The 15,548-nt window shown below is 31.9% G+C and carries 13 protein-coding genes; 3 read left to right on the forward strand and 10 right to left on the reverse strand.

The genetic code is table 11. The features are described 5' to 3' along the window. The 10 genes from ACJMLB_RS08140 to ACJMLB_RS08185 form a co-directional block, all read right to left on the reverse strand. Nucleotides 1–141, reverse strand: a 141-nt coding sequence (locus tag ACJMLB_RS08140; protein WP_405325347.1) for a 40S ribosomal protein S19, incomplete at its 3' end; no start/stop codon positions are given. Nucleotides 142–222: 81 nt separating this feature from the next. Continuing rightward, nucleotides 223–459: a YhbY family RNA-binding protein gene (locus tag ACJMLB_RS08145; protein WP_067148918.1), complete on the reverse strand. Its 237-nt coding sequence runs from the start codon at nt 457–459 to the stop codon at nt 223–225. Further along, nucleotides 452–823 carry a ribonuclease P protein component 4 gene (locus ACJMLB_RS08150; RefSeq protein ID WP_405325212.1) on the reverse strand — a complete coding sequence of 124 codons (372 nt, stop codon included), beginning with the start codon at nt 821–823 and terminating at the stop codon, nt 452–454. The genes ACJMLB_RS08145 and ACJMLB_RS08150 overlap by 8 nt, the downstream gene beginning before the upstream one ends. A 304-nt stretch (nt 824–1,127) precedes the next feature. After that, entirely contained in the window at nt 1,128–1,709 is a 582-nt protein-coding gene (locus ACJMLB_RS08155; RefSeq protein ID WP_405289226.1) for an adenylate kinase family protein, read from the reverse strand. Between the two features lie 16 nt (nt 1,710–1,725). Next, complete coding sequence (locus ACJMLB_RS08160; protein ID WP_295607069.1) at nt 1,726–2,820, reverse strand: GTP-binding protein; 1,095 nt, start codon at nt 2,818–2,820, stop codon at nt 1,726–1,728. Between the two features lie 344 nt (nt 2,821–3,164). Beyond that, nucleotides 3,165–5,879: an STT3 domain-containing protein gene (locus ACJMLB_RS08165; RefSeq protein WP_405325216.1), complete on the reverse strand. Its 2,715-nt coding sequence runs from the start codon at nt 5,877–5,879 to the stop codon at nt 3,165–3,167. Between the two features lie 514 nt (nt 5,880–6,393). Beyond that, complete coding sequence (gene topA / locus ACJMLB_RS08170; protein WP_405325219.1) at nt 6,394–8,577, reverse strand: DNA topoisomerase I; 2,184 nt, start codon at nt 8,575–8,577, stop codon at nt 6,394–6,396. Nucleotides 8,578–8,923: 346 nt separating this feature from the next. Beyond that, a complete protein-coding gene (locus ACJMLB_RS08175; RefSeq protein WP_295608050.1) occupies nt 8,924–9,106 on the reverse strand; it encodes a hypothetical protein in 183 nt (60 codons plus the stop codon). A 279-nt stretch (nt 9,107–9,385) separates the two neighbouring features. After that, a complete protein-coding gene (serB, locus tag ACJMLB_RS08180) occupies nt 9,386–11,251 on the reverse strand; it encodes a phosphoserine phosphatase SerB (protein WP_405325222.1) in 1,866 nt (621 codons plus the stop codon). A 12-nt stretch (nt 11,252–11,263) separates the two neighbouring features. Then, nucleotides 11,264–11,809 carry a TATA-box-binding protein gene (locus ACJMLB_RS08185; RefSeq protein ID WP_296855871.1) on the reverse strand — a complete coding sequence of 182 codons (546 nt, stop codon included), beginning with the start codon at nt 11,807–11,809 and terminating at the stop codon, nt 11,264–11,266. Between the two features lie 360 nt (nt 11,810–12,169). Here ACJMLB_RS08185 and cyaB point away from each other — a divergent pair, with 360 nt between their 5' ends. From cyaB to hacA, 3 genes are all read left to right on the forward strand, one after another. After that, complete coding sequence (gene cyaB / locus ACJMLB_RS08190) at nt 12,170–12,715, forward strand: class IV adenylate cyclase (RefSeq protein WP_405325226.1); 546 nt, start codon at nt 12,170–12,172, stop codon at nt 12,713–12,715. Between the two features lie 159 nt (nt 12,716–12,874). Then, the gene (locus ACJMLB_RS08195; protein ID WP_405325229.1) at nt 12,875–14,053 is read left to right on the forward strand and encodes a homocitrate synthase family protein; all 1,179 of its coding nucleotides are present in this window, start codon (nt 12,875–12,877) and stop codon (nt 14,051–14,053) included. A gap of 203 nt (nt 14,054–14,256) precedes the next feature. Continuing rightward, nucleotides 14,257–15,510, forward strand: a complete 1,254-nt coding sequence (gene hacA / locus ACJMLB_RS08200) for a homoaconitase large subunit (protein ID WP_405325232.1) — start codon at nt 14,257–14,259, stop codon at nt 15,508–15,510. Nucleotides 15,511–15,548 lie beyond the last annotated feature (38 nt).

The raw sequence follows: 15,548 nt of genomic DNA on the forward strand, positions 1-15,548 counted from the left end.
TTCTGGTTTTCTTTCTTTGTGAACACCAGTTTTAACAAGTTTTGTCCATTCAGGGGCAACAATTTTATCATTATTATCTCTAAATTCATCTGCAACAGTATTAATTAATAACTCTGCAGGAACATCAAATACAGTTGTCATATAATTTTCTCCAATTAATATGTTTCTAATCCAATTTTATTACTCACCTAAGACTGGTGTCTGTAACTCTAAGCGAATAATCTAATTAGATTGCTTTTTATAAATAACAGCAACATTTCCTCTAACGTCAATAAGTTGGGATTTAGTGCCTTCAACAATGTTGCTTATTAAATCATCTTTATTTCTTGCTACATTTTTAGCAAATCGTAATTTAATAATAGGATTGGATTTTAACTGACGTTTAATCTCTTCAATAACATTGTCATTAACACCAGCTTTTCCAATATTTATTGTCATAGCGGAACGAGCTTCATTCATAATCTCTTTTTTTGAAAGTGTAAGAGTCAATTTTAGCTCTCCTTTTTAACTTTTTTTCCCTGATGTAAGGAATTTTCATGATATGGCCACACTCGCCACAATAAATATTAATTTCATTATTAATTAGCCGGACAGCGCAGTTGTGACCGGGAACCAAAAACTTGTAACAATTTTTACAGTATCTTCGTCCCCAGACTTGAGGAATCTTTGCATTATACTTTTTGGAAATCTTTCGAGCAAGCTCAACATAACGATGAGATCTTTCAGAATGTTCTTTATATTCCTTTTCTGCACGATTAAAAAGAATATCCATCCTTTCTTGAGCTATCTCAATCATCCAATCAGGTTTTTTTCCTCTAGCCATAGATACTCCTCTCATACAACGTATAATCTCTTTAAAATAACTAATTGCCTAAATAAAAGTAGATTTTGATGAGAAATCACATTTTAAGCAATGTAAAAATAAAGTAATTAAATAAATATTCCTATAATATAATAGTACAAGAGGAATATTAAGATAAGATATGTTTTTTATTATATAAAAAGGTTTTCTATATTATATATAATATTATAAAAATAAGACAAAAATAGTATAAATAAATTAATTATTTTTAAAATTTTAAGGTTCAGGACATATGAAAATGAATATGGGAAGAACAATGAAAAAATTATTCCAAAAGCCATTCCATATAATCGATTGAACCAACAGGGCATTCCATTTTATCAGATGCAATAGCTATTATCAAATCACGAATCTCTTCAACAGACTTGTCACTTGCATCTATCTCATTGGTTTTATCCCCATAAATCTCATAAGCTTCTGCTGAACAGACTGCCAAAGCTTCTGCTTCAAGGTTTTCCTGAATTTTAGACTCTGAATAATTCCTTTCTTCAAGCCTATTTTTAAGAATGGATGGATTTAAACGAAGGACAATCATTTTATCTGCCCCTTCACAAAGATGAGACAAATGACCTTCCACTATTAAAACACAGTCACTGCTTTTATCGATTTCATCATTCAAAGATTCATTTAATCCATCAATGTCAATGATTTTATAAAGTTTATCGGGATCTTCACCTAAAACCAAGTCATTTTCAATTGCAAAATCATTTACCTTAATGAGTCTTGAATGAAATCCATTGCTGGACAGATAATCATTCAAATCACTTGCAACAGTTGTTTTACCAGTGCAAGGAGTGCCTGATATGAAAATAACTGTATCTTTGGACAAATCATTTAAAATAGACATGCTAAACACTGCAATATTATTTTTTAAGGATTATACGTAACACATCCTCATCTTCAAGGACATGGTCTGGACCTACCTTTTGACCTGGAAATTTTACTGAAGTTCCCCAAATCTTAGCATGCCTAAAGTTCTTAACAAACTCTCTGTGTAACTTTTCACATGCATCAATAACTGTAGAGCCTCTTCTGATAACCAAAGGATCTTCCATATCTGCTTTTCTACCTTGCGGCTTTAAATAAACCCTAATTAAATCCACACGATCGAATATTTCTTCTTTAAGTGCATCAATATTGAGTTTCTTATCTGCAGAAATAGGTATGAATTCAGGAATTTCCTTTTGAAGTTGCTTTAGATAATCAAGGTCAACCAAATCCACCTTATTCAATAGAATCATCATAGGAACATAGGATTTATTGTCTTCAATAACATCAATGAACTGGTCAATTGTTACATCATCCCTAAACAAGACATCTGCATTGTGGATTCCATACTCATTTATAATTGATCTGATGGTTTTTTCATCCAAATAGGTCAAAGGAACTGTTGTAGAAACATTAACTCCACCTTTACGTGTCTTTTTGATTCTAACATCCGGCTTGGTTTGATTTGGCCTTACACCTACATTATCAAGCTCCTTTAAGATAACATTCAAATGCTGTGGATTAAGTGTGTCCAATACAACTATAATCAAGTCTGCAGTTCTTGCAACTGATAGGATCTCTTTACCTCTACCTTTACCTCCAGCAGCACCAGTAATGATTCCAGGAATATCAAAGATTTGGATTTGGGCATTGTTATATTCCATAACCCCGGGAATGATTTCTAAAGTAGTAAATTGATAAGCTCCAACCTTACTTTCAGCATTGGTTAACTCATTAAGCAATGTAGATTTACCTACAGATGGGAAACCTACTAAAACCGCTGTAGCATCACCGCTTTTTTTAATGTGGAATCCTTCACCTTTAGATCCGCCACTACTTCTTTTAATCTGTTCTTCCTTAAGTTTAGAAATTTTAGCCTTTAATTTACCTATATGGTGAGAAGTAGCTTTATTATAAGGTGTCTTTTGAATTTCCTCTTCAATAGCTTTTATTTTTTCTTCTATAGACATAAACTCCCCAATAAATAATTTATTATGAAATATTAATTAATTTTGAAATAAAAATTAAATTTTAATAATCAATAAGTTAATGTTTTATGAAATTATACATTGAAAAATGTAAATATTTTATTATAATATAAATTTTGTATTTTTAACATATAAAATATGCGGTAAAATAGGAAATTAAATGGTAAAAATAGATAATGAATTAAAAAAGATATGCCCAATAAACTTATTTTAAAAAAATAAAAAAAGAAAAAGAAAAAAGTTATAAAAATCATAAGAAAAGCTCAATGGACAAGCTGACCTTATAATCTATAACTAAATTTAAATTTTATACATAAGCAAAACTGTTATGTCTCTGTTGTATTTGTATCTTGGCTATCAGAACTTGAAGATGCACCATTAATTGACCAGGTAGAAACTCCTTCTTGCATATTGGTTAAGGTAAATGTATCTTGGCCTGCACCACCCAATAGGAACAATCTAGTAAAGACAGAGTCTCTAAGTTCATTATCCATCAAGATAGCGGTATAGTCATTTCCAGAACCAATGAGATAAAGGGTATAATTACCTTCTTTGTCTAAGGTTTTGTTTACAGTCAAATAACCATCTTCAATAGCGATAAGATTGCTTGCTTTAAGAGGATTATATTCAGTACCGTTTAACTCTATTTTACTACCGTTTTTATCCCAAACAGCAGTCATTTGAGCAGTAGTTCCATTAGTACCATTAGATCCTCTTTTAACTATGGCATTGTATAAAATGCCACTGTCATTCAATACATTAATGCTACCTTGAGAGTTAGGATTAATAGTAGCATAATTTCCAGACATGTAATATTGATAGTTTGTACTGTCTAATGTATCAAAGTTCCATGATCCGAAGTAGGACCACCATCCAGCTTTTGAAATCATATCTGAACTTAAGACAAATGCAACATTATTTGGATTGGATGGGTGTGACTGCTTTACAACAGCGTTTGCTTGACTTTCAGTTAAATTATAATCACTAATTAAAGTTGATTTAGCATTTTCTCTACTCATACCTAAAGTTTTGTCCAATGCATCAACTGCAGTTACATTGCTTCCTGTGTAATTACATAATAAATCAGAAGCATTACTACCAGTAGTTCCCAACATCTGTAAGATTCCTTTAGATTGGGCTAAATCTGAAGTAGTCAATGCTTTACCTACCCAGTATGCACGGTCTCCTGTCTGAGAACCCCCATCGAAAGAAGTTGGATGATCAGATGCAATTTGGAATAGGTAACCGTAGTCCCACCAGGAAATGATAACTGTATCATTAGTAGTGTTTTCTTTAATATAGTCCATAGCATTCCACATAGGGTCACTTGACCCAGGAGCAGTAGCCGCAGTAGTTAAATAAGCTCCACAAACAGTTGGAGACACTAAAGCTAAAGTGATTAATACAACAACCAATGCCTTCTTAATAGATACATCTGAATCCCTAATAGATTTTCTAAGATATATGAATACTCCAGAAATAACTACAAGAGCAACGAATACAATAGAACCTATCATTAAAGCATTATCAAGACCATAATAAATTTGAGTAATTGGGAATGCAATCAAGAATGAACATACCAAAGCTATCAAGAATAAAGTTCTGTCATCATCAATGTTAGCTTTGACGTAATCAACTGCATAACCTACAAAAATACCTGCACAGATACCCATAGGAACAACCAATACCTGAATAAACCTTGTACCTTGAGTTACTGCTGCTGCAGACGCAAGAATCCATACAAGGAATAAGCTTAAGTAAAGCACATTTAAACGTTTGCTTTTATTGATTTCATCAGTTGAACCGAAAGACCCAATGTCTTTAAGGGAAATTCTGAACCTGTCTTGTTCCTTTCTAACAGAAGTAGCCTTACGTTTAGATTTATGAGGTTTTGAGGAGTCCCCTTTAATTTTTACAGATCTTAATCTAAACAATCTTTGAACAAATGTGAATAAGACCAATAAAACACCAAAGAAAGCAACTATTCCACCAACCCCGTTTATAATACCATTGGTATTAGCTAAGAATGCTCCAGGAAGACCACCCGCTAAAATATTTGGCCTTTGCAACTCTGCAACAGAAACAAATACGTTAGGCCATACATCATGTGATGCGGATAAAATTGAGAAACCTCCAGTAAGACCATTTATAGCTTCTAATATACCACTAATTCCAACAGTAAACAATAAGCTGATAGCACCCAAAACAACAATTAAAACTACTGAGAACAATTCTTTTTGATTCATCAACCAGTTTAACTTATTATCATATTTCTTAAATGGTTCCAATACTTCAATGTCCAGATAGAAACATAATATGAAGAACACTATCATCACAATTATCATTACTGCAGGATAAAACATATAACCGGACCATGAAATTGAAAAGAGCCCAATAGATAAAACAGACAATATAGCAAATATTACTCTATGAGCTAATTTATCACTTTTAACCGCTTCTACAAAGAAGAGTATGAAGAATAACGGCAAGGTTACGTTAAACATATCTGTATCAAAAAATCCTGCAAATGTGTGTGAAATATAGTTAGGACCTAAAGCTACGATTAATGCAGCAGCAATTGCCCCATAATCATTAGTGATTCTTCTTGTGAATATGTAAACAGGAATTACCGCAAATGATGAAATGAATGCGCCAGTCCAGAATGCAACTTCCTTAAGAGACATATCCTGGAACATGTTCACTATTCCATATAAGAATGATGTGACATATGCAATCATCGGCTGATAAGACCCAACGTCCCTTCCTGATGGATAGTAGGAATGCATATCCCAACCAGAACCATTTACTAAAGTATCACCAAAATATCCATGATCCATATAATCTTGAGTCATCCTTAAGTTAAAGTATGAGTCCATTTCACTGAAATAAGGAAGACCATCAGCATCCATATAATTTGCTTTAATTTCATTTGGAACTCCACCAATATCAGCGGCTTGAGCCCTAAGACCAAAAACCAAAACAAACAATATTGCTATGATAACCACAGATTTTAATATTGTTTTAACTTTCTGATTTTCCATAAAAAATCCTCGTACATTTTACAAATAATATTCGAATATATACTTTTAGCCATATTCAATCATCCCATGAAAGATAAAAGCGCTTAAATTATCTAATTTTCATAAAACAACAGTATACGACTTGTAAAACAAATAATTAAATATATTTTAAAATATATTGCAATAATTATTTTGAATTAAAATTATTAAACTTAAGACTTGAGGGATTGATATTAACCTAATGTTAATAAAAATCAATTTAAATTTAATAATAATTAAATATACATTTTATATACATATATAATTTTCTAATATACTATATAAAGGAAAAAATAGCCAATAAACATTTGAATATATACGAATAAAATTATTGGTTAAAAAATAAAAAAAATAGCTATTTAAAAAAATGAAAAAATGAAAAAATAAATTTATAATAATCCTTAAAAAATTAAAAAAAAGTATAAAAAATAGAAAATAAATTGAAAAAATAAAAATTGAATAAAGAAAATGATAAATTTTTATAATAATCCTTTAATCATTTACTTAATTCTTCTGATTTTTCTTGCAATACTTTGTCCAAATCCTTCAATTGGCAACTGAACCTGCATTGTGGGAAGCCACTGCATCCAACAAATTCACCAAATCTTCCAGAACGTTTCAATAAGTCTCTGCCACATTCTGGACATTTGCCAACAACTTCAGGAGCGCGCCTTTTGCTTACTTCCTTACCACAATTTGGATCAAGGCAAACGTGTTCCCTTCCCTTTTGGCCTTTTCTCTTAATTGAAATCATAGGCAATCCACATGTTGGACAAGTTGATTTTAAGATATTTGCACCTTTAGGAAGTGAGTAAGTATTTCTGCATTGAGGGAAATTGGAGCATCCTATAAATGTTTGCTTATTCCTTCTTGAATACTTTTTAAGCAGTTTACCGCCACATGGACAATCTCCAACGATATTTGATTCCTGATAGGATTCATAAAGCTTTGAACCAATTTCCTTTTGATTGTCATTAATATCCTTAAGAATTGATCTTACTTCCTTTTCACCATTTGCAAGAATCTCCTCTTTTGTAATTTTATCGGCAGATAAGCTATCCAACTCTTTTTCAAATTCACGAGTTAACTCCTCGCTAGTCAAGTTCTTACAGTATTGCTTTAATGTGTCGATAATATGAACACCTAATGGCTTAACTTCAATCTTTTTGCCATCAATATATTTCCTATCATACAATTTGGCAATGATGTCTGCACGAGTAGCCTTTGTACCAAGCTCTCTTTTCTCTAATTCCTTGATAAGAGACGCTTCATTGTATCTTGCAGGAGGTTTGGTTTCCTTTTCCTCTGAAATGATTTCATGAATCTTAAGGAAATCTCCTTTTTTAAGTGGAGGGAACTCATCCGCTTCTTGTTTCTTAAATGGATAGTGTTTTAACCATCCTTCATGAGAAACCCTTTTTCTTGAAAAGACAAATTCCTCATTGTTAACATTCAAGTCAACTTTCATGGTTTCCAATTTGGAATCCTCACTGAAGACACTTATGAACCTATAAACTATCAAACGATAAATCTTTTCCTCATCTGGAGATAAGTTAGATGGCAATACGCCAGTTGGGTGAATAGCTGGGTGTGCTGCATCTTCCTTCTTACCTTCATTTGGCTTTAATTTTGCTGGCAAATCAGCAATATGTTTTCTAAACTCTTCATCCCTAAGAAGACCTGCAAAAATCTCTTTAAATCCTAATGATTCAGGAAGTTTTTGGGATGAGGTACGTGGATAAGAAGTGTATCCTCCAACATATAGGTTCTGAGCTGCAACTTGAGTCCTTTTAGGGGAAAATCCAAATACAGTGTGGGCTTCAGATTGCAATCCTCCTAAATTGAATGGAATAGGAGGTTTTCTGATTGTTTCCTTAATATTTACATCAGTTACAGTTGCATCAGCCCCTTGACATTCATCAAATATTCTTTTAGCCCTTTCTTCATCAAAGATCTTATCTTCAACATGATTTGCTATAATGTCAAAATCAGACTTGGCCTTGATTTGCCAATAAGGTTCTGGAATGAATGATTGTATCTCCTTTTCCCTATCCACTAAAATGGATAATGTAGGAGTTTGCACACGTCCTGCAGATAAGCTTATGCGACTTGAAGATGCTGATCTAACAGCTTTCATCAAAGCTGAAGAGATATTCATACCAAAGTAATAGTCTAGCATATGTCTTGCAATACCACTATCCACTTGGTGTATGTCAATGTCAATCATATGGTCATATGCATCTACAATATCCTTTTTAGTCAATGTGGAAAATTTCATACGGGATGCTTTCGCTTCAGCATTGTTTCCACAGGCATATTTCAATGCATTATAACCAATTAATGTTCCTTCTACGTCGTAATCGCAAGCATGAACAAATTTATCTGCATCTTTAGAGAGTTTTTTAATAGCATAAACATAATCCCTAACATATCCGCTATTCTTTTCAACTTCATATGCTGGAACCCATTTTAAATCAAACCCTAATCTGTCTCTTGAAGTAGCGGATGTCAAAGAGTACAAGTGACCTACTGCAGACAAAACAGTGGTCCTTTTGCCATCTTCCTCAAATTCCCAATAGCTTATCTTCCTACCATATTTCTTCTTTTGGGCCTTTGAAGAGAGAGCCTTTGCTATCTTCTCAGCAGATTTCGGTTTTTCTGAAATAATCACTTCATGCATGTTATCACATAATAAATAAAAATTATAATTTAAAAATTTTAATACAATGATTAATAAAAATGTAAAAAATAGAATTCTATAAAAACTGCTTTTATAAAATCTAGGATATAAATTGAAAAGTTCCAATTTACAAAATTATCAAAATCATAAATACTTTATACATAACCATTATATTTAATATTTTCGTTTTTTGAACAATTAAAATTTCAAGACGATTATAATATTAAAATGACTAATAAAATTAGAATAGATGTGAAAAATTAATAGATATGAAAAATTAAAAAACTATTATTATATTTAATTAAATTGTAAAAAAATTGTGAAATAATAAAGAAATGATTGAAAATTATTTCTTATCCATCAAATCCTCTTTATAAAAACCAAAGAAATTGGTGCAGTATCCACACATCGGATATTTTCCATAGTGATAATGAGCGCCTTCATCGCTATTCATGTCAAATTCCTTTCCACAAGTATAACAAACTTCTATTTTTTCTCCCTTTTTATCATTATTCTCATTTTCTGCCATTGTATCCCCACAATATTATTTTTAAGATATTCCATCACAATTATAATAAAATTAGATTTAACTATTATATAAATTTACTTAACTATTATAATCCATTAAAAAATCGACTAAAATTAAGCGATGCAAAAATTATAAAAAATAAACTAAAATAAAAACTAGAATAAAATAAACTAAAATAAAATAATAAAAAAAGTAAATTAAAAAAATATAAAATAAACTAAATAAAAGAAAATAAAAAGAAATTAAAGAAAAAATTAAAATTAATTAAAAATAATTTAATTAATTAATATCGTATTTTTGCAAGAGTAAAAGCTCTTCGGTAGATAATTTCTTACCGTTTTTGAATTTATCAAAGATACTTTCAGCTCTTTCTTTTTCTTCACGATTTTTCTTATTGTTAGAAGAACCACCAGATTTATCAGATCTGCGTTTTCTGTTTTTGTTGCTTCCTAACTTTTTATTGATAACATGAATTTCACTTAAAATCATTTTAAATTCTTCATGTTTAGCAGAAGCATTCTTTCTAGCTTGGATGAATAACTTGTGTGCTTCATCAGCAGCAGTTCTGATTTCATCAGTTTTTCTGAAGTAAGAAAGCATTTGTTCATGAGCTTCTTGTGCTTGTTCTGAAAGTTCAACTACTTTAGCGTGGTATTCTTCAGATTTTTTCTTGAGTTCAGCAGCTTCTTCTTTGACTTTATCGTCTTCTTTGATTTCTGCAAGTTCTTTTCTTAAATCATTTGCATTTTTAACAAGCTGATTTTCTTTCTTGATGTCTAAAACTCTGGTTTCGATAATTTTATCAATCTTTTTGATTTCAGCTTCAATCCTGATTTTATCTTTTTTACCAGAAGACCATTCAAGACTTTTAATTTCATCATTGACTTGATTACGTGCTTTTTTATTTTCTTCAACTTGTTTGTTGATTTCATTACGTTGATCTCTGAACTCAATAGCTTTAGCTAAGTTTTCTTTTAATTCAGAATTTAATTCATCACGTATTTTACGTTGTTCTTTAGCTTCTCTGTTAAAGGCTTCTCTTTCATCAGCAACTTTAGCAATACGTTCTTCTCTTTCATCTTTTTGAGCTCTTACACCTTCAATGGTGTCAGCTAAATCAAAATCAGGTTCTGGAAGAGCGTTTTTCTTTTTGGATTTTTTAGGTTTTGCTTCTTTAACAGGTTTTTCTTCAGCTACTTCTTCTTCAGCTTCAGGAACTTCTTCCTCTTCAACTTCTTCAGCTTCTTCAGCTTCTTCAGCAGCTTCCTCTTCAGCTTCAGCAACTTCTTCTTCCACTGCTTCTTCTTCAGCCTCTTCAGCTTCTTCCTCAGCAGTTTCTTCTTCAGCTTCTTCAACAACTTCTTCTGTTTCTTCGATTTCTTCAACTACTTCTTCAGTTGCATCTGCAACTTGTTCTTCTTCTTGGTTTTCAACAACTACGTCAGTAGTTTCAACTACTTCAGTTTCTACAGCAACTTCTTTATCCACGTCAGCATCTCCTTCAGTGTTTTCAGAGTTTAAATTAATGATGACATTTAAAACGTCAGTTAAATCACGGGTTTCCACAATAATGTCTGCATTCTCCTTTAAAGCAGGTTTAGCATTAAAAGCAATTCCATATTTAGCAGATTCAATCATGGAAATATCATTTGCTCCATCTCCAACAGCAACACATTCATCTAAGGAATATCCTTTTTCTTCGATGAGCTCGGATAGAACATCTAATTTTGAACCAGATACCAATGGTCCAGTGACTTCACCAGTTAAGATCCCGTCTTCTTCAACTAATGAATTTGTGAATATGTTATCCACATCAAGTTTTCCCTTAATAGTATCGGCGATTATATCAAAACTACCGCTAATAATAGCTACATCAAAGCCATTTTCCTTTAAAGTGGAAACGGTTTCTTCAGCTCCTTTCATTAGAGGCATTTCATTAGCTAATGTTCTAATATCGTCAGTAGCAACTCCTTTAAGAAGCCCTACTCTTTTCTTAATGGATGTTTCGAAGTCAATATCACCTTGCATAGCCTGCTCAGTGATTGCTGCAATTTGATCTTCAATATTAATTAATTTTCCAATCTCGTCTATGCCCTCACCATCAATAATAACATTATCTAAGTCAAATACTACAAGTTTAATCAATAATATCACCAATTATATTAAGTCCAATTCGCTAAGTCTAGCTTTTGCATTTTCTACACCTAACCTAGCGTCTTTTTTGGTTTTAGCTCCAGTACAAACAACTTTTCCGGAACCGAATAATAATAATACAACTTTAGGATCAGATAAACGGTATACTAAACCAGGGAATTGTTCTGGTTCGTATTCAGTGTTTTCCAATTCCAAAGCAACTGCTTCTAAATTTAAAGTAGATTGTAAATTTGCAGAAGCAACAATGTTTTGAATTTTAATATCAAACTCATGAGGAATTTCAGTATCAATAGTTCTCATAAGATCGACAGTTTTTTTAATAGCTAATTTTGAATCATCGATTGATTTAGCGCCAGTACATACAAGTTTACCGGAACTAAAAATTAAAGCAGCAGTTTTAGGATCTTGAAGTTTAAATACTAATCCTGGGAACTGTTCTCTGTTAAAATCGACACCTTCTAACGCTTTTGCCACTTCGGTAAGAACAATGTCTTTCCCAATGCTTGCAGAAGCTACAATGTTTTCTATTTTTATATCAACATCGGTCAATTTATTACCTCCAAAATTATTTAAAAAAAGTAAGTAAATATTTTAAAAAATTAATATAATTTTAGTTTTGACAAATAAAGAAAATTGACAATAAAAATCAGTTAAAATTAATAATTTTTTGATTAAAATTTTTACTAATAAAATATATCATTTATATAGTATATAAACTTAATGTTTATAAAGCATATAAATGGTAATACATTTAATAATTAAAGTATTAATAAAAATTGAATAGGATAGTTTATAAGTGTATTTAAAACAAATATAAAAATTGAATTGAATATTAAAAAATGTTTAAAAGCAGTTTAGAAAATTGCTTAGAAAAGAGTTAGAAAATATTAATGATAGTGGGAAATTCCTATGATAGAAGTAGAAGTGAAAGCAAAAATAAGAAGCTTTGATGAAATGAGAAAAAGGCTTGATGAAATAAATGCCGTAAAGGTCAAAACTGAGCATCAGGAAGATAGATATTTCAATAGTCCGGTGCGTGACTTTGCACAAACCGATGAGGCATTGAGAATCAGAGAAACAAAATCAGATGATAAGCACAATTTGTTCATTACTTACAAAGGCCCTAAAATCGATGCAAAAAGCAAAACCAGAAAAGAGGTTGAAATGGAAATAGAAGATGCTGACAAAGCTTCTAAAATATTTGAGAATTTAGGGTTCAAGGAAGTCAGAACCGTTGTAAAGGATCGTGAATACTACCAATATGAAAACTATGAAATCAGCTTGGACAATGTCCATGGCCTTGAACCATATATGGAAATAGAAATAAGCTTAGAGGACAATTCTGACTATTCCAAGGCACAGGAAAGCATATTTGAACTCTTTGAAAAATTAGGAATTACAGACGGATTTGAGCGAACCTCCTACTTGGAATTATTAGAGGAACTGGATAATTAAATTCCAATCACTTGAAAAATTATAAAAAAGTTTATAAAACAAAAATACATAACTTATTATATTAAATTTAAACTAAAGAAATTTAAATATTAAATTTAAAAATATTTAAAAAACATAAAACTAACTAAAATACAAAAGACATAAAGAGTTGATAAAAAAATGCAATATTATACAAGTCCTTTCAACAAGGAAGAGGAATACAAATTCCCAAAGGATATTACTATTTATGATACAACTTTAAGAGACGGAGAGCAAACTCCTGGAGTGTGCTTTTCACAGGAAGACAAATTGGAAATAGCCAGAAAGCTTGACCAATTAAGAATCCATCAGATTGAAGCAGGTTTCCCAATTGTTTCATCCAGAGAAGCATCTACTGTAAAAGCAATAGCTAACGAAGGATTGGATGCTGAAATCATCTGTTTGGCAAGAACCAAAAAAGGAGACATTGACCGAGCTCTTGACTGTGATGTAGATGGAATCATTACATTTATGGGAACTTCTGACATCCATTTGGAACATAAGATGCATATCAAAAGACAGGAAGCATTGAATATCTGCATGAAATCCATTGAATATGCTAAAGACCATGGATTGTTTGTAGCATTTTCAGCAGAAGATGCAACAAGAACTGACTTGGACTTCTTGAAAAGAGTTTACTCAAAAGCGGAAAGCTATGGTGCTGACAGAGTGCACATTGCAGATACCGTTGGAGCTATCACTCCACAAGGAATAACTTTCTTAATCAAGGAACTTAGAAAAGTGACTGATGTTCAAATAGCTATGCACTGTCATAATGACTTTGGATTGGCTGTAATAAATTCAATTTATGGATTGCTTGCAGGAGGAAGTGCTGTTTCAACAACTGTTAATGGTATTGGAGAAAGAGCAGGAAACGCTTCCCTTGAAGAATTGATCATGTCTTTAAAATTATTGTATGGTAAGGACTTAGGCTTCAAGACCAAATACATCCAAGAGTTATCTGAATTGGTATCCAAGAAAACCGGATTGGAGATTCCATACAATAAGCCAATCGTAGGTAGAAATGTATTCAGACATGAATCTGGAATCCATGTGGATGCAGTTATTGAAGAGCCTCTTACATACGAACCATATTTACCTGAACTCGTTGGTCAAAGAAGACAATTGGTTTTAGGAAAACATTCCGGTTGCAGAGCTGTTAAGGCAAAACTTGATGAATGTGGATTTAAAGTAACCAATGACCAACTTTGCCAAATCGTGAAAAAGGTAAAGGAAAGCAGAGAAGAAGGAAAATACATTGATGATGATGTATTTAAAGACATTGTAAGAAGCATTGATTCAAATTATGTTGATTTATAAATAATCAACATTTTATTCTTTTTTTATTTTTTTTAATTACTTTCATTAAAAATTCTATTTTTAACTAAACCTACTTTTTAAACTATTTTTTAAAGCTATTAAAATTGAGATTAATATAAATAAATTTATAAATCAATAGATTAAATTATAAAAATAGATATAAAATAAATTAAAGATATTGATAAATTTTTAGGAGATTAAATTTGAATATTTCAGAAAAAATATTATCTCAGAAAATAGGTCGTGAAGTCATTCCTGGAGAAATAATCGAAGTGGATGTTGATTTGGCAATGTCACATGATGGAACTTCACCTCCTGCAATAAAAACCTTTGAAAAAATAAGTGATAAGGTTTGGGACAATGAAAAGATAGTCATTGTCTTTGACCATAATGTGCCTGCAAACACAATAGGATCTGCAGAGTTTCAAAAGGTAGCTAGAAACTTCATTAAAACTCAAGGAATTAAGAATCATTACATTCATGGAGAAGGAATCTGCCATCAGGTGCTTCCTGAAAAAGGACATGTTGAGCCTGGGAAAATCATAGTTGGTGCAGACTCACATACATGTACCTACGGAGCATTCGGAGCATTTTCCACTGGAATGGGTGCCACTGATTTGGCTATGGTATATGCCACTGGAAAGACATGGTTCATGGTTCCTGAATCCTTTAAGATAGAAGTTGAAGGAAAATTGAATCCAGGCATAACTTCAAAGGACTTGATTTTAAATATCATTGGAGAGATTGGAATAGCTGGAGCCACATATAAGACTGCAGAATTCTGTGGAGAGACCATCGACAATTTGGATGTTGAAAGCAGAATGACCATGACAAACATGGCAATAGAAATGGGTGCTAAAAACGGAATTATGGAACCTAACCAGTCCACAATTGAATATGTTTGCGAAAGAACCGGCAAAACAAAGGACCAATTGAATATCCTAAAATCCGATAAGGATTCCGTTTACGAAAAGGAATTCCTGTTTAATGTAGATGATATGGAAGCACAAATAGCTTGTCCTAATGATGTGGACAACGTAAAGCCATTGTCACAAGTAGCTGGAACTCACATTGACCAAGGATTCATTGGTTCATGTACAAATGGAAGATTATCAGACCTTGCACAAGCTGCGGCTGTACTTGAAGGAAAGCAAGTTCATGACGATGTGAGATTAATCATCATACCTGCTTCAAAGGAAATATACCAAAAGGCAATGGATTTGGGATACATAAAAACATTCTTGGATGCTGGAGCTATGGTATCCAACCCTGGTTGCGGACCATGTTTAGGTGGACATATGGGAGTATTATCCGAAGGGGAAACAAGCATTTCCTCTACAAACAGAAACTTCAAAGGAAGAATGGGAGATCCTAATTCATCTGTATATTTAGCTAATGCAGGAGTTGTGGCAGCATCTGCAATTTCAGGATTTATTGAAAATCCAGATAATTTATAAATTTATAATTTAATCCATTATTTAATCTAAAATTTAAA

The organism is Methanobrevibacter sp. (assembly GCF_045114555.1).
Taxonomy (GTDB): Archaea; Methanobacteriota; Methanobacteria; order Methanobacteriales; family Methanobacteriaceae; genus Methanobrevibacter.